13 protein-coding genes and 1 tRNA gene are annotated in these 22,093 nt (G+C 41.3%); 6 read left to right on the forward strand and 8 right to left on the reverse strand.

Translation table 11 applies throughout. From position 1 onward, the window contains the following. Positions 1-32: 32 nt before the first annotated feature. Positions 33-3,902, forward strand: coding sequence for a S8 family serine peptidase (locus BCU84_RS02890; RefSeq protein ID WP_102526599.1), 3,870 nt, complete (start codon positions 33-35; stop codon positions 3,900-3,902). 101 nt (positions 3,903-4,003) lie between these two features. Here BCU84_RS02890 and BCU84_RS02895 read toward each other — a convergent pair whose 3' ends face one another. Next, complete coding sequence (locus BCU84_RS02895; protein WP_102526600.1) at positions 4,004-5,326, reverse strand: anaerobic C4-dicarboxylate transporter; 1,323 nt, start codon at positions 5,324-5,326, stop codon at positions 4,004-4,006. A 647-nt stretch (positions 5,327-5,973) separates the two neighbouring features. Between BCU84_RS02895 and BCU84_RS02900 the strand changes: the two genes are divergently transcribed. Further along, complete coding sequence (locus BCU84_RS02900) at positions 5,974-6,534, forward strand: outer membrane beta-barrel protein (protein WP_102526601.1); 561 nt, start codon at positions 5,974-5,976, stop codon at positions 6,532-6,534. Between the two features lie 262 nt (positions 6,535-6,796). On the opposite strand, the gene BCU84_RS02905 is transcribed toward BCU84_RS02900, so the two are convergent. Further along, a tRNA-Leu gene (locus BCU84_RS02905) sits at positions 6,797-6,881 on the reverse strand. A 362-nt stretch (positions 6,882-7,243) separates the two neighbouring features. Here BCU84_RS02905 and BCU84_RS02910 point away from each other — a divergent pair. Then, a complete protein-coding gene (locus BCU84_RS02910) occupies positions 7,244-7,375 on the forward strand; it encodes a DUF3149 domain-containing protein (RefSeq protein WP_065109785.1) in 132 nt (43 codons plus the stop codon). A gap of 123 nt (positions 7,376-7,498) precedes the next feature. Here BCU84_RS02910 and BCU84_RS02915 read toward each other — a convergent pair whose 3' ends face one another. Together BCU84_RS02915 and tcdA are read right to left on the reverse strand one after the other, a co-directional pair. After that, entirely contained in the window at positions 7,499-8,110 is a 612-nt protein-coding gene (locus tag BCU84_RS02915) for a superinfection exclusion B family protein (RefSeq protein WP_102526602.1), read from the reverse strand. Between the two features lie 94 nt (positions 8,111-8,204). Next, positions 8,205-8,999, reverse strand: coding sequence for a tRNA cyclic N6-threonylcarbamoyladenosine(37) synthase TcdA (gene tcdA / locus BCU84_RS02920; RefSeq protein WP_102526665.1), 795 nt, complete (start codon positions 8,997-8,999; stop codon positions 8,205-8,207). A gap of 445 nt (positions 9,000-9,444) precedes the next feature. On the opposite strand from tcdA, the gene BCU84_RS02925 reads away from it, so the two are divergent. Both BCU84_RS02925 and BCU84_RS02930 read left to right on the forward strand, forming a co-directional pair. Then, complete coding sequence (locus BCU84_RS02925) at positions 9,445-10,503, forward strand: porin (protein WP_102526666.1); 1,059 nt, start codon at positions 9,445-9,447, stop codon at positions 10,501-10,503. Positions 10,504-10,989: 486 nt separating this feature from the next. Continuing rightward, a complete protein-coding gene (locus tag BCU84_RS02930) occupies positions 10,990-12,012 on the forward strand; it encodes a porin (RefSeq protein ID WP_102526603.1) in 1,023 nt (340 codons plus the stop codon). A gap of 102 nt (positions 12,013-12,114) precedes the next feature. Here BCU84_RS02930 and BCU84_RS02935 read toward each other — a convergent pair whose 3' ends face one another. Both BCU84_RS02935 and BCU84_RS02940 read right to left on the reverse strand, forming a co-directional pair. After that, positions 12,115-12,774 (reverse strand): thiopurine S-methyltransferase, encoded by a 660-nt coding sequence (locus tag BCU84_RS02935; protein WP_102526604.1) that lies wholly within the window; start codon positions 12,772-12,774, stop codon positions 12,115-12,117. A 204-nt stretch (positions 12,775-12,978) separates the two neighbouring features. After that, complete coding sequence (locus BCU84_RS02940; protein ID WP_102526605.1) at positions 12,979-13,329, reverse strand: hypothetical protein; 351 nt, start codon at positions 13,327-13,329, stop codon at positions 12,979-12,981. Positions 13,330-13,629: 300 nt separating this feature from the next. Between BCU84_RS02940 and BCU84_RS02945 the strand changes: the two genes are divergently transcribed. Next, positions 13,630-15,438 carry a protein kinase gene (locus tag BCU84_RS02945; protein ID WP_102526606.1) on the forward strand — a complete coding sequence of 603 codons (1,809 nt, stop codon included), beginning with the start codon at positions 13,630-13,632 and terminating at the stop codon, positions 15,436-15,438. Between the two features lie 77 nt (positions 15,439-15,515). On the opposite strand, the gene BCU84_RS02950 is transcribed toward BCU84_RS02945, so the two are convergent. Both BCU84_RS02950 and BCU84_RS02955 read right to left on the reverse strand, forming a co-directional pair. Then, on the reverse strand, positions 15,516-17,894 hold the full coding sequence (locus BCU84_RS02950) for a zinc-dependent metalloprotease (protein WP_102526607.1): 2,379 nt from the start codon (positions 17,892-17,894) through the stop codon (positions 15,516-15,518). 122 nt (positions 17,895-18,016) lie between these two features. Then, positions 18,017-21,721, reverse strand: coding sequence for a response regulator (locus BCU84_RS02955; protein ID WP_102526608.1), 3,705 nt, complete (start codon positions 21,719-21,721; stop codon positions 18,017-18,019). Positions 21,722-22,093: the final 372 nt, after the last annotated feature.

The following is a 22,093-nucleotide window of genomic DNA, read 5'->3' on the forward strand; positions in this document are numbered from 1 at the left end:
ACGTGGTAAATGCTTTAACCAAGGAAGAAGTTGTGAAGACTAAATTATCTATAGCGATATCAGCAGCGTTACTCTCTAGCGCTAGCTTTGCAAACACCCAAATGACAGGCAATAAATATGATTTAGAAATATTGTCTATTGACCAACATAAGAAACCAGCAGTAAAGCTGAACAATATTACAACACCACAGCGATTTATTGTTGAGCTGTCTTCTCCTGCTGTTGCAGCGTACCAAGGCGGCACAGCGAACTTAGCAGCAACTGCCGTTTCAGCTAAAGACACTAAATTAAACATTCAATCTACCGCTGTACAAAATTATGCTTCGCACCTTGCTACAGAGCAAAAAGCATTCACAAATGCATTAAGCAGTGTGTCTGCAAACAGCAAAGTCGAACGTCAATTTAAAACACTGTTCAATGGTGTCACTGTTACTGGTCAAAACCTAACTGTAGAGCAGTTAATGGCGATCCCAGGTGTTAAGTCTGTTTATCCAGAAACCATGTATGACATCAGCATGGATGCCTCACTTCAAGTGATAAATACTGATGCTATGTGGGAAACGGTCAGTGGAATGGAAAATGCGGGTAAAGGTATCCGTGTTGCAGTCATCGACGGCGGTATCCGTCCTGAAAACCCAATGTTTGCTGATGAAGGCTTTGAAGCACCAATGGGTGCTATGCCAACTGATGACTACTGTTCAACGACTGATGAGTCTTTTTGTAATAATAAACTCATTGTTGCCCGCTGGTCTCAACCCACTTTTGAAGTGTGTGCCGATGAATATATGAGTCCACTTGGTTTCGGTGGTCATGGTACTCACGTGGCAGGTACCGCGGTAGGTAATCAAGTATCAACTCAATTTAACGACATCGATGTAGAATTATCAGGTGTGGCGCCTGCTGCATACTTAATGTCATATAAAGCATTATACTCAACAGCTGATTGTACTGGTGGTAGCGGCTCTAACATCATGTTAATGGAAGCGCTAGAACATGCGGTTAACGATGGCGCAGATGTAATCAACAACTCGTGGGGCGGCGGCGCTGGTGCAGATCCAGCAAGCAGCCCGTATAAAACAATGTTCGAAGCCGCAGAAGCTGCTGGCGTCATTGTGGTATCAGCAGCAGGTAACGATGGTAATGATGCGAGCACTATTGGCTGTCCGGCTTGTATTGAATCTGGTATTGCCGTAGCAAACAGCACAACGGGTCGTTATTTTGCCAATAGCTTTAATGCCGGCGGCGAAGACTTATTAGCAATTCCTGGTTCTGATACTGTCATTGAAATGGATGTCACGGCACCTGTTATCGCTGCTATAAATGTTGACGAAATGAACTTTGAAGGTTGTGAAGCTTTCCCTGTTGATAGCTTTAAAGGCAGCATTGCACTAATTTCACGTGGCTTGTGTGCTTTCTCAACAAAAGCAGAAAATGCTATTAATGCAGGCGCTGAAGCATTAGTTGTTTACAACAGTAACCCTGGCGCGCCAATTACTATGTCTATGCCTGGTGTGACTTTCCCTTCAATAATGATTTCTAACGATGATGGTACTGCAATCATTGATGCTATGGGTGAAACAGCAACTACAGGTACTGTTGGCTCTGAAATTAAGCACATAATGGTACCAGCTTTAGCTGATACTATTAATAGCTCTAGCTCACGTGGTCCAAACGGTAATCAGAATATGCTGAAACCTGATTTGGCAGCGCCGGGAACCAATATCTTGTCAGCTTATTCCCCTGATGATGGCGGCGAAGATTTCAACATGATTTCTGGTACCAGTATGGCAAGTCCTCATGTTGCAGGTGCTGCAGCAATGATGAGACAACTTCATCCAGATTGGTCTGCAAATGACATTAAAACAGCATTAACATCTACTTCGACTACCGAAGGCATTTTAGATGATGATGCAACGACTGCGGCAACACCATTTGCGATGGGTGCTGGTCGTATGGATTTAGATGCTGCAGCTAAAGCAGTACTAACCTTCGATAAGCCTTCAATTGCAGCTGATTCATGTGTTGGTCCATGTACTTTCACTCGTACTGTCTACAACAAGAGTGACGAAGATACATCTTGGTCATTAGCGGCAAGCAGTGATTCTGCAGGCATTACAGTATCACCATCGATGTTGGATATTCCAGCAGGTGGCTCTGCAACCTTTATGGTGACTGTTGATTCAACCTTCTCTGATTACGGTGACTGGATATTCGGTAATGTAATGCTAACAAGTGCTGCAGGTCTGCAAAATGCGCACTTACCATTAGCTGTCCTTGCTCAGGAGTCTAGTGATGCTTCACTGATTTCTATTTCATCAGATGACAGTGATTTAACTACAGCTGATGATATGGAAATTACCGCAGTATTAAACAACACCATGTTTGAAAATACGGTCACCTTTACAGCTAAAGTACCTGAAGGAACAATGTTAACCTCAGAAGATGATGTTTCAGTTAGCTTAACTAATGCCACTCAAAATGGCTTTAGCGTCAATGAAGATACTGGCGTTATTACCTGGGTCGGTAGCCTTGAGCAATCTGAAATGTCACTGGATGCGTCAACAGGCACCTATCCGAGTATTTTCGCTCTAGATTTAGCTTATGTTCCTCCATGTGACGAAGGTTGTGACGAAAAGTCATTCGACTTTAATACACCTTCGTTCAAGTATAATGGTGTGACTTACAGCTCTATAACTATTTCTGACAACGGGATTGTATTAGTTGGCGGCGGAAATACTAGTGGCACATGGAACAACAAAGAGTTACCTGATAGCACAAACCCAAATAACATATTAGCGCCTTTCTGGTCAGATTATGATTTAAGTGATGGAACAGAAGGAGATACTGGTGGTGGTCAATTAGGCTTACAATTTGTTTCAAGTGGAGATGATACCTACATTGTTGTCGAATGGGATAAAGCCCAGCTTTGGAACGACACATCTGGAGACGCATACTCGTTCAGCGTATGGATCAAAGCTGGCGACACTCAAGATGTGTCATTTAATTACCTAGATATTCCTAACCTACCTGCAAATGTTTCAGTTGGTGCTGAGAATATTGGCGGCACGATTGGCACAACATACCATTACAACGGTGAAGGTTCAGCAGTGACTTCAGGTGATTACCTGCAAGTAGTCTCTGCGGCGGCAGGCCAAGTTAAAATTGACTATAAAGCAACTGCAAGTGAGTTTGACTTAGGTTATATGGACACCCCAACCACTGAAGAAGAGTCAGCTACAACCTTCAATGTACTAGAGAATGACACAATGCCAGATCAGAAAGTGGCTCGTGCTCAAGTTACTGGTGATGGAATGACTGCCACAGCTCAACGCATCATTAATACAAGCGCATCTGGTGCACTTGGAATGGCAATGATCATCGATGAGCCTTCAAATGGTACAGTAACATTAACAGAGTCTGGTGAAGCGACTTACACACCTAACACTGATTTCTTTGGTATGGATAGTTTTACTTATTCTTCAACGGATACTGCTGGAACTGTCAGTACACCAACTGAAGTTAAAGTGACAGTAACTAATGTAAATGATGCGCCTACTGTATCAGCTTCAGGCATGTCCAGTACCGAAGGCTTTGTTGTTACAGCTAAAGCTTCAGGTAGTGATGTTGATGGAGATACATTAACTTATAACTGGGTTCAAACTAGTGGTGGAACAGTTGAATTCTCAAATGGTAATTCATCAATTAGCTTCACTGCTCCTGCAGGGGATGATACTTATACCTTTGAAGTTACTGCATCTGATGGAGAGCTTGAAAGTGAACCTGCGACAGCAACCATTTCAGTGACAGAAAAAGAAACATCTTCTTCTGGTGGCTCTATGGGCTGGTTAACTACATTACTTCTTCCTTTAGCGGCGTTCCGTCGTCGTAAAATGAAGTCGTAATTGATATTTAAGCTTTAACGTAAAAGCCCAGCAATTGCTGGGCTTTTTTATACCTGAAACATCAAAGATTATTCAGAAAATTTCTCTACTCATAACATCACTTAGTGGTTAATCACCAATGTCGAAATAAAGTAACCTAATACCGTTGCTGTCGTGACTCCGATAAAACCTGGGATAAGGAAGCTATGGTTAAGAACATATTTGCCAATATTCGTTGTGCCAGATCTATCAAAGCTGATTGCGGCTAAATCACTTGGGTAGAATGGGAAGAAGAAGTAGGCATAACACGCTGGAATCACACCAATAAGCACAGGTGCAGGGATACCTAACGCAAACCCTAGTGGGAACATAATAGTGAGTACTGCAGCTTGGCTTTTAAGGAAGATTGATGCCATAAACATCGCAATAGCAAATGACCAAGGGTAGGCACTGACTAAATCACTGAGTGAACTCACTAAGTAGGCTTTATGATGGCCAATAATAGTGTCACTTAACCATGCAATACCAAAAATGATCACCACTGCAGTCATTCCTGCAGTAAAGACATTACTATTAACAATCTTTTGCGGTGACACCTTAGTTGCCAATAATATAATCGCACCAACAGATAACATCATAAACTGAATTGCTACCGACATTTTCACGCCTTCTGGCAACACTTCCTTGCTGAACATCGCAATCATGATGACTGATAAGATACCCGCTAAGAATAAAAGCAGACCCCGTTTAGCAACCGAATCGGTATGCGCTTGATCGCTAGACTCTACATCAGGATCAATTAGGTTACTGCGAAACTCTTCATCTTTAAGGCGTTGTTGAAACGCTTCATCTTTATCTAAATCTTTACCTCGATTCAAACTCCATGCACAACCTGCAAGCACACCGATTAAGGTAGCAGGGATAGTGACTGATAATACATTGATCAAGCTAATATCGAGGCTATTATCCATTGCAGTCGCCATTACCACTGCGGCAGCAGCAGCAATTGGACTTGCTGTAATCCCCATTTGCGAAGCAACCGTAGACATTGCCAATGGGCGCTCAGGACGAATACCTTTTTTATATGCTACATCATAAATCACTGGTAAAAGTGGATAAACTGAGTGACCGGTTCCCACTAACACTGTTAATGAATAAGTACACAAAGGACCGAGGAAAGTAATTTGATTTGGGTGTTTTCTTAATAGCTTTTCAGCATATTTAACCAGTAGTTTAAGGCCGCCAGTGGCTTCAAGTGTCGCTGATGCCGCCACAACAGCGAGGATAATCAGCATAACACTGACTGGAGGTGAGCCTGGAGCAACCCCAAACACAAACGCTAAAACAGAAACGCCTAATCCACCTAATAAACCGAACGCGACGCCACCATGGCGAATACCAACAAATATTACCGCCAACAACAACAGCATATGAACATAAAACATTAGCTAATCTCCTTAGCAAACATTAAGTAATTGCAGCGACTCCTGCTGCATTAAATTCATTTTCTATGTCATAAACAAATTGGTTATCTATGCGTTGTAGGAATCGCATATTATCATTAGCATAAACAAAGAAAATAACAGTTGAAGGCTGACAGAGTGGTTATTATTTTCACAGCCTTCATCTTGTTTATACATCAAATGCAGTACATCAAATATCAGCTAAAAACCATACAGTGACCTTGCGCAAGGATTTCAACAACAGCTTGCTAAATTTGTGATCTGCTCACACCTATACCGATCAAAGGCTCTAATTTTCCAATTTAAAAATCACAGAAAACCAAGTAAACACCTCAAAAAAGACAACATGTTAAATTAGCAATTAGCAATATTGAAATAAGGTTTAAATTACTGTTAAAGCTAGAATTGAATAACAATAGTTATATATGAGGAATTGAATTTATTTAGGGTAATCACTACAAACTTATCTATTTAAAATAATGAGCCCACTAACTAATAAAAATAATATTATTAATAAAATCACCAACAAGTCATTTATTTTACTCTTAAACTCATTCAGTTCTGATACAGCTTAGTCAGACTATGATTGCTCCAACAAAACGAGATAACTATTTTTACTTGGAGTGATTATGAAAACTAAACAACTTATTTTAGCGGGTGTAGTAACGTCAATGATGTCTGTCCCAGCAATGGCATCTGATTGGTTTGTTGGTGGCGCGGCTGGATACCAAAAAAATACTTACAAGCTAGACTCTTCTGTCGACGGTGAAAAAGAGAAAGAAAGAGATATGGCCTATCAACTTCGTGTTGGTAAGTATATTAACGACAATAGCCGTGTATATGGTACATATGGCTACAACTCTGAAGACATTGGTAAACAGCAGACTTTCTTATTATCTTATGACTACTTAGTCCCACTAGGACAAAGTAATGTTAACTGGTTTGTGGGTGCAACAGCCGGTATGACTCATACCAGTATCAAGGAAGCAGATTTAAGCTCTGGTGATAATTTTGTGTGGGGTGGTCAAACAGGCTTTATGTATAACATCAATGACAACTGGTCGACTGAAATTGGTTACCAATACCTGAAACAAGACTACGAGAAAGATGTTGGCAATGGTGCTAATACTGGTACATTCTCATTAAATGATACCCAACAAGTTTATTTAGCCATTGATTATAAATTCTAGTTTTAAATAATCTAACCGGATATTAAAGGATGCCTAGGCATCCTTTAATTATAAGTATAGTGACATATTACATATGCAAACAAATATGTATATCACTATAATTAATGATCGTTACACTAATAAACTATTAATAATTGAGAATATAAATAAAAATGCTAGAAAAAGAAAAAACCAACCTAAGTGGATAATCAAAACTTAGCACGATACAAATTTAAGACACAAAAAAACCGACATAAAGTCGGTTTAATCCTCAAAGAGGAAGTGGTACCGGTGGGCGGACTTGAACCGCCACGCTCGAAAGCAACGGATTTTGAATCCGTCGTGTATACCAATTTCACCACACCGGCATCATATTGATGTCTCAACAGAGCTAGGCTCAATCGAGAGTCAGAATTATACCTAGGCCATTAACAATGGCAAGCTCTTTAATGCGCTATTTAGTCTATTTACTTTCAACAGCTCAAATCTCATTCAACCAGCGCTCTTTGCTGCGCTAAGCTGACTCTAAACAACAGCTCACACATCCCTTTCGAAAATTCGGTTCTAACTCGACACCATGTAAATAGTGATCGATTGCAGAGTTTTCTAATTTTTAATTCATTACATTAGCATTCTAGCAATAACCGACAAGTTAATTGATCGAGATCATAATTGTTAAAAGATGTATCTAGTATGTTATTTATGACTTCACAATAAAGGAGATAATAAAATGGCATTCTGGTTAGATTTAATGTTTGGTAATGCAATAGGTTTGCTATCTATGATTGTCATCTTCTGCACTATGGGAATTATGTCTTACATGATGTGGATGTTTATAGTGAAGTCGGCTCCAAAGAAATAGGTGTTACTTATTTTTATTTTAGTCAGTTTTTTTGTGTTTTTTAGCAAATAATTAGGGGGCAATTAGCCCCCATTTTTCTGCCTAATAAACATGAAATCAATGGTAAGTGATCATGGTTGGTGATTAAGCAGCATGTTTTCTAGGTTGCACTAAACCATTAATGAATTGCGGCCTGGCTTTAATCAAATGCGACAATTCTTCTTTACTGGGCTCACCAGCAGGTAATCGTAATACATCGCGATTCAAATACACTCTCGCTTTCATCGAAATTTTATACTCAGCTGTCGGGCCTTGTATCGCGTAATGACGTTCATTACCCACTAACTCAAGAATACTCGTCGCAACTAATCCCTTCACCGCCAGTTCGTTTTGAGGTAATGCCAAAATAGTGGCACCTTGAAGGAAGAATTCACGCAACAATGCACGCTCAGCAGGATCCAGCAATTTAACTTTAGACTCAATGGTTTCTATCGCGCGTTTTTCACGTAAATAATTAATAGATTCATCAACAACAAAAGTGAATAACTGACTTAAGAAGAAAGCTGCGCCGACAATGAGACCTAGGCCAATAAAATGACCATATTCGTTCACTAGGTTATCTAACGATAAAGTCTGCAAGACATGAGAAGGGGCAAACAACAATACAGCACAAGCAACAACCCACCAGAGCATTACACTGACAAGCACACGCTTTGCGTTGGCAAATTTTAAGTTATCTAATTTAATTTTCATCATCTCGCTTCCAAAGTGTCAGATTTTTGAATCTAATACTTCAAAAGCAATTTTGATGCCAAATAGTACGCATTAATCAGCTTATTAAAACAATAACTTACTTTTCAGCTAGCCTTGCTAACACACGACTCGCAGCAATAAAGCCAAATGTGCCTGTAACCATTGTCACAGCGCCGAACCCTGATGCACAATCCATACGCATACTACCTTCTGCTGTCGCTTTAGTACTGCATACTGAACCGTCACTTTGAGGGTAAACCAGGTGTTGAGTAGAAAACACCGCATCGACAGCAAAACGTCGTTGGACATTTTTAGTAAAATTATACTCACGACGTAAAATCCCTCTCACTTTAGCAAGTAATGGATCTTGGATCGTTTTAGCTAGATCGGTAAGTTGGATTTGAGTGGGATCAGTTTGCCCACCAGCGCCGCCGACAGTGACAATTTTGAGTTTATTTCTTTTACACCAAGCAATTAACGCGGCTTTTTGTTTTACTGCATCAATACAGTCAACAACATAATCGATCGATAAAGGATCGCTTTTAGTTCCGAGGTACTCTGCTAGGTTGTCAGCAGTAACAAAATCCTCAATCTCATTGACGACACATTCAGGATTGATGTCGCGAATACGCTGTGCCATCACTTCAACTTTAGATTCGCCCACTGTTGATGTCGTCGCATGGGATTGGCGATTAATATTAGTGACACAGATATCATCCAAATCAATCAAGGTAATCTGCCCAATTCCGCTTCGGGCTAATGACTCAGCAACCCAGGTCCCTACCCCACCAATACCAATGATAACAACATGAGCATTTGCAAAGTTTTGCAGTGCATTTTGACCATATAAACGGCCTATACCACCAAAACGATTTAAATAAGATTCTGACAACATGTAACGCTCTTGAGTACTCACTAATAAAGGGGCGATATTTTATCCGAAACTGATACAAACCGATATAACTGAACAGTGAAAAATGAGAGTCGATGTCTTTATTATTACTTTCGTTGAATTCAATAACCATACGACACAGTTGTTACCTACAGACGCCAATTAAGTAAACTTAATTGATTTACCGTTAAACAAGCTAAAAAACATGTTACCCATAACCGTAAACCTTGTAAATCAATATGATACATATCGAATAAAACCAGCCTTTAGTGACAATAATCACACTTTTTAGTGAAGCTTTTATGTCAGTATCAGCCGCAGATAAAGGATCCTAAATAATAGCGCTTACCGCTAAATTATTAGCGAGTCGCTATTGTTATCAATGTTGCGCACAACTGATGAGTGCGTAACAAAATCAAGCCCTTACCAAAGGAAGATTAAGATGATGAAAAAAAACCTGATCACTGCTGCTATTGTATCTTGCACAGCAATGACCTCTTTCACTGCGTTAGCTGATGGCCCAAATTTTTATGGTCGCGCAGATCTTGCATTAACAAATTCTGATTTAGGTGTTGCGACACAAAATCAAAAAGACGGCACAGTTATCGAGAATAACTTTTCTTGGTTAGGTGTTAAAGGCAGTGAAAAAATCAATGAAAACTTCGAAATTCTTTACCAAATGGAATTCGGTGTAAGTAACTTTGATAACTCAGGCGATACTTTCGCAGCTCGTAACACTTTTATTGGTCTTAAAACCAATGCAGGTACGGCTTTAGTGGGTCGTAACGACACTGTGTTCAAAGCTTCTGAAGGTGGCTTCGATTTATTTGGTAACAGTAACTCTGATATCGATTTATTAGCAGCAGGTCAAACGCGTTCAGGCGACGGTATCAGCTACTACTCTCCAAAAATTGCTGACATGGTGACGTTCAACGCAACTTACTTAATGGATGACAACTATGAGTCACAAAGTGATTCAATGTATGCATTAAGTGCAACGCTAGGTGACAAAGCACTTAAGTCACAAAACTTCTATGCCGCTGTTGCTTACCAAGATGGTATTACAGATGTCGAAGCGTACCGTGGTGTGGTTCAAGCTAAATTCGGTAACTTTATTGTTGGTGGCTTATACCAAAACACTGAAAGCTTAAAAAGCGAGTTAGCTCACCTAGAAGGTGACTCTTACTTCATCAATGCTGCATATGTAATGGGCAACCTAAAGCTTAAAGCAATGTACGGCTACGATGATTCAGGTCTTGGTAAAATCGTTGACCGCCGCACCGGTCAATTAGAAAGCCAAAGTGATGTCAACGTGTTAGATGCACGTAAAGACGTATCTGACGTTGAAATCCAGCAGTTCAGCATCGGTGCTGATTACCGTTTAAGTGCTAATACATTAGTATACGGACACTACACTAAGTACGATGGCGACATGAAGCTAAATGGTGTTGTTGAAGACTTAAGTGATGATATTTTCACAGTTGGTGTTCGTTTAGACTTCTAAACTGCCCTTAAGCTGTTGAAAAATATTACAACGAATTGTTAAGCAATTGCTAAAGCGACCTAACTAGGTCGCTTTTTTTTGCCCTAGACATTCCAATTGAAATTTCCAATATGCAAAACTGCATAACTCTAGCTGACACAAGCCACAAAACTTAACACTTTAGCTACAACTTAACTAACCAGAAAGTCAACTACACCAAGCCTTACACGATATTGACAATTTGTGGAACCTCTATAAATAGGTAGTTTGCTATATTGGTGTTAACTAATGGCTAAAAGTATCGAACTTGTCACATTTTTTCATCAAAACATTACGTTATCCCATAAAGTTTGACATAGCCCACAACTTAAACAGCTCAAACCTGTAAAAATCCTCTCAAGTTCACGTCGTTGACCTATTACTATTTAGATAGTTCCGTGACTGAAATTCACTAAAACACCCCCACTTAAAGGGGATAGAACCTCAGGTTCTAAAGGGAGTATGAAGATGAAAAAGACGCTAATCTCAGCATCTGTAGCCTCAGTAATTGCATTAACTTCTTTCGGCGCAGCAGCTGAAGGCCCAAACTTTTACGGTCGTTTAGACTTAGCTGTGACTAATTCGGACACTGGTGCAACTACCCAAGAAGGGAAAGCTGGCACGGTATTCGAAAACAATTTCTCTCACATTGGTGTTAAAGGCAGCGAAAAAATCTCTGATGCTTTCGAAGTGCTATACCAAATGGAATTCCAAGTTGAAAACACGTCTTCAAGTTCAGATGTTTTCAAGGCTCGTAATACTTTCCTAGGTTTAAAATCTGACTTCGGTACAGTTTTAGTGGGTCGTAACGACACAGTATTCAAGCAAGCAGAAGGCGGCGTTGACGTTTTCGGTAACACCAATGCTGATATTGACCGTCTTGTAAGTGGTCAATTCCGTAAAGCTGATGGTATCTGGTACTACTCTCCAAAAATCGCTGATTTAGTTACATTAAACGCGACTTACCTAATGGAAGATAACTACACAGACGCTAATGGCAACGAATCTTATGAAGATCAGTACGCACTAAGTGCAACCATTGGTGACAAAAAACTTAAAGCTCAAAACTACTATGTAGCAGCAGCTTACAACACTATTGGTGGCATCGATGCTTACCGTGCTGTTGCACAAGTTAAACTAGGTGATTTCAAAGTGGGCGGTTTATACCAAAACACTGAAAGCCAAACTACTGATCAAGAAGGTGATTCTTACTTCTTAAACGTAGTTTACAACCTAAATGGCGTAAACTTGAAAGCTGAATATGGCGTTGATGAAGCTGGTTTTGGTAAATACTACAGCAACATTGCAGAAGTTGACGGTTCTGACATCAACGTAACTTCAATCACTGTCGGTGCTGACTACCGTATCTCTAAGTCAACGCTAGTATATGGCCACTACGCTATGTACGAAGGTGACCACAAAGTTGCTGGCGCTAAAATCGATTTAGAAGATGACAATATCTTCACTATTGGTATGCGTTACGACTTCTAATTGATTGAGTCACTAGACTCATTTCAATAAAGCTATACAAAAAAAAGCGACCCTGAGGTCGCTTTTTTTATGGTGTCATTTTAGTGAACTTAACAAATAAGATTACCCTTTACGGGTTAACACATAAGCCGCTTCATTAAGCCAAGGAACATTCTTTTTCACAAAACGCTGATTGTCAGCAAGCACATCAGCGCACTCAAGTAACTCAACCTCAAAATCAGCAGCAAGATGCGTCTCTATCCATTGCGGGCTAACGGCAAATGGCGGGCCATTGAGCGCAGATTGATCATAATCCAGTGTCACTAATAAGCCCTTAACGCCAACAGGAATAAGTTCAGCCAGTTTTTTAGCGTACTGTTGACGCATGGCTTCTGGCCACGCAATGAGTGCGGCGCGATCATAAAATGCGTTAATTGACTGGGTTGATTCGTTAGCTAAGGTGAAAATATCACCCTGGATCAGTGAAACCTGCTCAGTTGAGTAAACTTGATGTTCACCGTGAGTTTGACGATTAACTGGTAGGTTGTTTTCTTTGAAAAAGTCTTCGACAGCAATTTGATTTAACTCGCAGCCACGCACACTATGGCCCTGCTCCGCTAAATAACACATATCTAAGGATTTGCCACATAAAGGTACAAATACTTCCGCAGATGCTTCTAGCGATAAACGCGACCAATACTTAAGCAGAAATTCATTAATTTGAGGTTGATGGAATCCAATTTGTTTCAAATCCCATTTTTCGTGCCAAAAGCTCGGCTCCATGATAACAAACCCTTGTTCAGTAACTAATGGGCTTCACTGTAATCACAAAAATACTGAGATGCAACACACCATATAAGCTTGGTCACTCACACAGCGTTAGCAAATTGACTTATCATCAAGCCAAATACGGCAATCGTCACTTAACTCTTATCAGCTCAGGACACTCAAGCTAAGCTAATTTATTGAGCAATAAACCTTGGGGACTTACTCAGGCTCACCCTCTAGCACAAACTGGACTTTCTTAAGCCATTTACAGTTGTCACATTGGCAGTTACGACGAGAAAGATGATGCGGACTCAAATTAGAATCAACAAAATCCACTGCTATCAATAGTTGCTGCTTCAATTCCTCAACGGATTTTTTCTCTATGGCAACTAGCTCATCATTATGATTCATCCAGATACACTCTTCGCCTTGATGGCAAGTCGTACATTGCTCGTCACTGGCATTATAAAAGACGGCATGTGGACAATGCGTCACTTCCATTGACTGTAAAATTCGCTGACGAGGAAACCTAAACAGTGGAATTAAATCTGCTTTATTGATGGTAGGCATAAGCGCTCCTTGATTAAACCGAATCCGTTGATTCAGTTAAATAGTACCTGTCTATGACCAAAAACAACTTGATTCAAGTCAAAGTTTACAACACCGTTTATTTGAGATAGGTAGCTTTACTCTGAATTGCTAATATAAATACTTAAATAGCGCCGACAATAATTGATCCTGCCGCACTTTTAGCATTTTATGAATTCTTAAACATAAAAATTCCCATCAGCACTTGCCTGATAAATCTAAATATGAGTTTATAGTGTTTCTAACACATTAAGCCAATGGGTTAGCTAACTGGAGTACAAAGTGCAGACACCTCAGCTACAACACTTTTATATCAATGAAGAACAATCTGTCTATTTATTAAAAGCTGAAGATGCACGTAAACATCGCGCTTGGATAAGACTATGTAACCAGCAGCTGAGTAAACTGGGTTATGCGGATATCGAGTTCATCGGTAAAGGCGCCTATGGCTTTGTGTTTGCTGGCACCAATGATATTGGTGAATCCCACGTGTTTAAATTTTCACGTATTACCCTCCCCCGAAGCGTTCAAGACCGACTGGAAGAAGAAGCGTTTATGCTCAGCCAGTTAGTTCACCCAAACGTTCCTAATGCCATCAAGTTTGAACGTGTTGGCAAGCAAGGGATCATGGTAATGGAGCGTGCTCAAGGGGAAGATTTAGATAAAATTTGCCACCGATTAGGCGTACTGCCTGTAGCGATGATTATCAGTATTGCCCGCCAATTAGCTAACTTACTTTATTATCTTCGCACCGGTAAATGTCTTGTCCATGGCGATATAAAACCCTCTAACTTAGTTTACGATATTAAAAACGATCATTTGTCGTTAATCGACTGGGGATCGGCAGTGTTCGCTCAGCGAGATGAACACAACAAAGCGGTTGAAGATAATGTCATGTCGTTAATGTCCAGCGATCAACACCATACCAATGCCAGAATGGGCGATGTCTATTTTATTGGCTCCGAGCAGCTAAATGGTGCGCTCTCAAGCCCACGCTTTGACGAGCAAGGTGTAGCCGCAACCTTATACGCGTTAGCCTCAGGACAAATTAGCCGTTTCGGCAGTAAAGTGATACCAGCAAGCAGCTTAGGTCTGCCCATTGAGCTTGCCCGAACATTAGATGGCATGCTAAGTGATGATGTTGAACGGCAAAACCTTGCTGGAGATTATTTCCTTAAGAGCATGCGCCATAATCATCGAATGCACCTACCTGATTTGCAAACCCAGCCGCTGCATGAAGACATACCGCTGTGGGTATTACCCAAACAGAAACAAGTTGAAACCGTGAGTTATAGCTCTCGAAAATCATTTTTAAAAGAACATAACACCCAAGATCCTATTGCTAAAATGGACGACGTACAGCTGGAAAAGTACTATCGAAACTTTTTAGCTGGCATGGGAGACACTGAAAAAGGCTTCGTAGCTGCAGTGGGTAAACTGGCGCAATATCCAATTGTTGGCGGTCTTGCTATTCACTGGCGTAAAAGCGGCGTGTACATTGATTCAAATCTGGCCATATACGACCCTGATACCAAAGATGTGCTCATAAAAGCAGTCAATAATATGGTCACTTTAGCCCGTGGAATAAAACGGATCGGGGTATTTAAGGCCTGTTTTTTTAATGCAAAAGACACCTTACATCTTGAGAGGGACACGCCTTCTGAGCCTTATAAGATGATCAATGATGCCCAACTTAGTTTTGAAGTGGGTGATGTCCCCGCATCTGAAGGACGTTCTCGATTACACTCCTACTTTGAAGACGGTAAAGATCCTGAAGAAAATCTTGAATTGCCCACTGAGATCATGACCGAGCTTGGCTGGATTAACCAAATTCATCACACTGGTTGTATTATTTTTGAAGCGCTACCTAATCACCTTAAAGTGCACAGTTATTTACGTTTACTCAATCCTCGTAAACAAGCTGCATTTAGGGCTTCATTAGATCGAATTCTCCATCATGCTAGCAAAATACAAGGTCATGGTGTGTCAGGTTTTATGAAGCTGCCCTATAAAAACACCCGACAATTTTCGCATATCGATCAAAAAAGCGATCATTTTTACCCCAAGAATCCTAAGCAAGCGCAAAGCTAACCCGCTTCGAACGGCACCTCACACAAAAAAGCCTCATTTCGTAATGAGGCTTTTTACTATCGCATCAGTGAAACCCTTTAAATAGGTGAACCAGGCGGCATTTTTAGTGGCTTAGTAATAAAGCGATATTCTTTCGACTCTATCCCTTGAGCTAAGCCTTGTAACAGCCAATCAAAATGCGCAGCTTGATAGTTGCTCGCACGGTTACTACGGCGTTTGAGTTGTTTCTCAACATAATGCAGCCTTGCAAGTAATTGAGCTTTTACTTCCGGCGAGGTTTTCTCATTATGGTAACTGGCTAACAATTCATCCATAACCACTGTATTGACTCGCATTTGCACCGCCAATAACTGACCGCGCTGCAGATCTTGATAAACCGTTTTCGCCAATAGTTTATCCACTAAACTCACTACAGATAACTGTTCTGAATCATCCATATAGCCTTGATTTACTCTATTTAGTCGTTCAGGTGCTAGTAACCTATTTGCAATTTGGCGGCTCAGTACTTCTGCCATGCCTATTGGATCTGTTAATACACCAATACCAGAATCAAAGCTTTCTCGCGTTTTTCGATAGTTACCCGCTTTCGGCACTAGCATTTCTGTCACTTCTTGTGGAACTGATAAACTCTGCGCCGAAATCACCTCTAACAGTGAAGATAAAGCGGCATGCTGCAACTTTGGCGAAAGGTAATGCCAACGTTCAGCTGAACCTTGCTGCTGGTAACTGTAATCACTACCACCAATCCATTTAGCCGCGGCATCTATCTGGTAACGCGTCAGTAAATAGATAGGCACAAATGCATCACTCAGCTCACCTAATGGCTGTTCTTGCAGTAAAACTTGAGCATTAAATTGCTCAATGGCTGTGCGACGAACTTGCTCTAATCGGGTTAATTCAGCCGCAGCCGAAGCTCCGGTGTCCCATAAACTTGCATAAGCGTGACTGGCTGAAGGTGAACGGGAATCAGCTTCGCCAATATAGCGTAGGCCTTGGGTTCTGGCTTGTCTGACCAACTCTTCCATGTTCGCTTCATTGCCGTAACCATAGGCAATAGTGAACTTATCCCATGCGCCTATACCCTCAGCATATGACGCTGAGATATCAATTTTATCACCGTTAAGTGTGGCATTAGGGTGTGGATAATCCATCACAGATGCATTGTCATTGGTCGATGCGGCAAAGTTATGGTCAAGGCCAATTGTGTGGCCAATTTCATGTGCCGACAGCTGACGAATACGGGCTAGTGCTAATGCCATAGATGCATCACTTGCCGCTTCTCTGTCTTCCCAGCCAGCTGTTAAACCACGCGCAATTAAGTGATCTTGTTTAACCCGCAAACTGCCTAGAGTCACATGGCCTTTAATGATTTCACCGGTGCGAGGATCTTTGATTGATGCGCCATATGACCAACCGCGCGTCGCTCTATGTACCCACTGGATCATGTTATAGCGAATATCTTGTGGGTCAGCATCTTCAGGCAGCATTTCGACTTTAAAGCCATCAATAAAACCTGCTTCAGTAAAGGCTTCTTCCCACCAGCGAGCACCATCTAACAGTGCAGTGCGGATAGGCTCTGGCACACCAGGGTCTAGATAATAGGTAATAGGCTTGATGACTTCACTGGGCGCTATACCTGGAGTGACTTTTTCTAAACGATGTCTGAGTAAATAACGCTTACTGAGCGGAGAATCTATTGCTGCAGAGTAATCATAATATTCACCTGACAAATACCCACTCATAGGTTGATATTCGCGAGGTTGATAACCTTCCTCTGGTAGCGCCACAAATGAATAGCGCATTCTTACCGAAACAAACTTGCCATCAGGGGTTACTTGCCTGACTTGCTCGCCTTCTTTGTTGCTAGTGAAGGTTAATAAAACGTCCACATCGGCATTCTTTTCAAAGGACTTTATCCCCTCTTCCATAATGACCGAACGCGAGGTATCTAAACTGTAATGACCTTGCTTAGTATCAGCAAAACGCTGCCCGACGCCGTGAAGATCATTAAGGACTAAATCATTCACCGACACTAATGGCGTTTTGCCATCTAAGACTTTGCCGCGCCATAACACTGATTCAGCAAAAGCTTCTTTAACCGCTAATTGCTCCGCAGGATTGTCACTGCTGGCACGATAAAAAGTGTTTAATTGCTTTAATAATATGAAAGGACCTTGGCGCTCAAACTGCACCATTCTGGTTTCACCTAATTGGCCACGATCTAGCCCGATATCATTAGAGCCAACGCCGTGGGGCAAGCTAGTTATCATCAAAAAGGGTTGATTTAACTTTTGGGCCTCTAAAAATAGCTCTCCTGATTTGTTTTGGTAATAGAAATTAATAAACCCAGAAGCTTTCTCACTTTGCTTAATCACGGTTTGCGCAGGTGTCGCCGCATACGTCATGATGGGAATGGCGGTTAATGCCAATGAAAGTGCGATGCTGTGGCGGATCATTAAACTATCTCCAAATCGAATAAACAGGGTCTACAAACAAATAAACAACTCAAACTTTAAGCAAGTTAATACAAACAACTGTGCTAAGCCAGATTTAAATCTGGCTTAGCACTTATCACTTATCACTTATGGCTATTCTTATAATCTATCCAATGCTCAAGCGAATCAAATAACTCATTCAAGACGATAGGTTTGGTAATATGGGCATTCATACCCGCTTTTAAGCTCTTTTCTCTATCGCCTGACATTGCATGAGCAGTCATGGCAATAATGGGCATTTGTTCACTGGTATAACGTTTACGCAGTTCCTGAGCGGCTGTGAGACCATCCATCACTGGCATTTGAATATCCATCAATACCGCATCAAATGGCTTACTATCAATTATATCTAGCGCGATTTGACCATTATCAGCCACCACTACTTCATAGCCAGCACTTTTCAATAACTCTGTGGCGACTTGCTGATTAATAAAGTTATCTTCAACCAACAGTACTAAACCGGCTTCTTTAGTTTGCTCAGGATCTTCCTCGACTACTGGCGCCACATTGAGTTTAGGTTCAGCGGCAAATGCACCGATGATTTCGTCAAATAATGCCGAGGCTTTAAATGGCTTTTGTAACACGGCAAACACACGGCTTTCATCAAATTCAGCTTCTAATGGCTCGGCTGAATAAGCCGTCATTAAGATGATGACTGGACGTTTTTTAAGACGACCATCTGCCACCATCTCATCGATAATATCGATAACATCAGCGCCGCCCATTTCAGGCATCATCCAATCTAGCAGCAGCAAATCCACTGAGCTATGGGTTAGCACATCAATGGCTTCAGCGCCGCTTTGCGCTGTTTTAACATCAAAGCTAAAGTCATCCATAACGGTTGAGTATATTTGCAATGCACTTGGGTTATCATCAACCACTAAGGTGGTTAAGTTATTCAACTGCTCAGGCACCACTAACGGCGCAACCACATTCTCTTCGGCAATTTCAAAGCTAATATTGAAACTAAAGGTACTGCCTTGATTTGGCTCTGATGACACTTCCATCGTACCGCCCATCAGCGACACTAAGTGCTTACTGATCGATAAGCCTAAGCCTGTACCACCGTATTTACGAGTCGTAGAGCCGTCGGCTTGTGAGAAGGCATCAAACAACTTAGCTTGTTGCTCTTTGCTAATACCAATCCCGGTATCACGTACCCAGAACTTAAGGTTGATACGGTGATCGCGCTCACCGACATCTTCACAGCCCAGTTCAATTTCGCCATTTTGGGTAAACTTGACTGCGTTAGATAATAAGTTAACCAATACTTGGCCTAAACGCAGCGGATCGCCACTAAGAATTAAGCCTGCGGTCACTGGGGCATACAGTAATAACTCTACCCCTTTCTCTTGTGCTTTTTGCGCGTTCATATCAATGACGTGATCAAGCACCTTATCAAGCGGGAATGACACTCGCTCTAACTCTAGTTTACCCGCTTCAATCTTGGAGAAATCCAAAATGTCATTGATGATCCGCAGTAAAGACTGAGCCGAGAAACCTGCCTTGTTAAGGTAATCTTGCTGCTGTGGTGTTAACTGAGTACGCTGCGCTAGCTGCAACATACCGATAATCGCGTTCATTGGGGTGCGGATTTCATGACTCATATTAGCCAGGAATTCACTCTTATACATATTGGCAAGTTCAGCGTCTTGCTTCGCTTCAAGCAAGGCCACCTCATTACTTTTTTGACGAGTAATATCTTTGTGAGTACCCAACATACGTTTTGATTGACCGTCATCGGCAAACTCTACCGCACGACCACGTGATAATACCCAATGGTACTCACCGGATTTTGCTCGCATCCGATACTCAATCTCGTAGGTGCCTTCAGGTTTTTTGGCATAGCCACTGCGGTATTCTTCAACACGCATGCGATCATCTGGATGAATTAACGCATCCGTTGATGAAATAAGCGCAGGGAATTCATTCGGCTTATAACCCAGCATTGAATAGAAAGCTGGGTTACAAATCAGCTGCTCTGAATCTAAATACCAATCCCATAAGCCATCTTCTACCGCATCCATCGCAAGATGGTAACGCTCTTCAGATAAGCGTAACTGCTCAGCGGACTCATACTCACGGGTCACATCACGCCAAACCGAAATAAGCCCTAATAGCTCGCCACGACGATTGTAGAAAGGTAACTTTAAGGTATCGAGTAATACTGTCTTGCCGCCGATATCGACTTTTTCTTGATAACGCAGCAACGAGCGATCACTTAAGACTTTCTGATCTTCTTCACGAATACGTGCGCCTTGATCGTGAGTTGCATCGAGTGATAGCTGGCCTACTAGTTCATTTTCTTTACAGCCAAGCATGTATTCAGCTGACTTATTACAGCCTAAATACTTACCCTCTTTATCTTTATAAACAATCGCCTCGGGAATTGAGTCAATCAAAGAACGCAGTAATGCAAATTCACGTTCTCGACGCTCTGTGGTATCACGCAGTCGTTGAGTACGCCGCGCAACGAGATTATCAAGGCGCTTATTCTGCTCAGCTAAGTGGCGGGTATATTGTTTGTTTTCTTCAAAAATGCGGCTGACCAGTAAAAACCACGGCTCCCAACCTTCGGTAATTTTCTTTGGCGCAGCAATCGGCTCACGGGAACACTCTTCTAAATGGGTCAGCAGGCGAGATGCTGGATTAACGAATGAGCGACGAGTCTGCCAATGCACTATCGTCACCAATACTGATAACGCTAAAACAACTAATAAAAACGTCAGCTTTAACTTATCCCACGCATCTTGGAATAACACATCTTCATCTTGTAAATACAATAAACGCCAAGGTGGATTTTGCAATGCAACTGAATGGATGTAATAACCATTACGTAATATGCCATCGTGGGCATCGAATAGCTCAGACTCAGGTAGCGAGTGTAACTCTGACGGGATCCGCTGACTAATGTGATAAACACGGTTCATATCATTGGCGTCGAAGTCACTGTGAGAAAGGATATTGTTGTATTGATCCAGCAATATCACCGTGCCCGGCATTTTAAAATACATGCGCATTTGCTTAGCAAGCGATGCCAGTGTCATATCTAGGTTGATTGAACCGATAAAATCATCTTCAAGATAAACCGGTAACCCTAATGTAGTTAACAGTCCTTGATCGGCTAAATCAACATACGCTTCGCGCCAGAATACGCTGCGCTGTGGGTTCATTGCGGGCGTTGCAAGTTGGAATTGTTTCTTGTTTAACAGTTCTTCTCTAAATCGGGTCTCATTGGTCGACCACGGAAATGAAGACATTATCCGTTGTTTAGAGATGTAGTAAATTGATGATGCTTTTGGCGCTGCTTCTTTAGCAACAGGGAAAGACAATGACAGTTCAAACAGCATTTCTAATTCTTGATAGAAGGTATCACTGCGGCCATCTAACGAGCCCATACCAGTGATCCGCCCCATATTGGTAAAAGGTTCACCGCTAATGGCGTAGCTAGGTTCTAAGGTAAAGAACTGGCCATCTTCATTGAATTTTTCATACTGAGGCAAACGATCTTTACGCACTAATTCGCCCAGGCGTAAGTTATCAACCGCCACATTACGTAAACTTTTAACCGCGCGAATACTGGACTCAAGCAGTAAATCAATTTGCAGTACATGACGTAAGACTTGCTCTTCACGCTCTTTAATTAATTGCGTTTTTTGACGTTCAAATAGCATCCAAGCCGATAATAGCGCCATAACAATAACGCCAATATAGGTATAAAAAACAGCTCGATTGTACTTTCGTTGAATAAGCGATTTTAGATGTAAATCTGGCTCGGTCGATTTCATTGAAATCCCTATGGTTTACTCAATAGCGTCGATGTTCAAAAGAATAAAGGAGAGGCGCTACATAGTTTAATTCTGGTTTATTTACGCATATTATCAGGAAGCTATTCTTAAGCACATGAATAACCTAGATCAATCGTTAGAAAACATGTCATTTTAATCAGTTTATAAATGGCTTCTAAAACATAGCAAATTATCACTATAGAATCATGGTGATTTTACCTTTAATACCAAGAAATCTGATTCCTTATTTTGTGATAGATAAAAGCTTCAATTTCCCTGCCATTACCCCAATGACTCACTGCAGAATTAATATTCGCTAGCGTTAAGTGAAAACTGAAAATTGAAAAGTTGCCTCAAAACAATAACAACGAC

The organism is Shewanella sp. 10N.286.51.B7 (assembly GCF_002873615.1).
In the GTDB taxonomy this organism is placed as follows: Bacteria; Pseudomonadota; Gammaproteobacteria; order Enterobacterales; family Shewanellaceae; genus Shewanella; species Shewanella electrodiphila.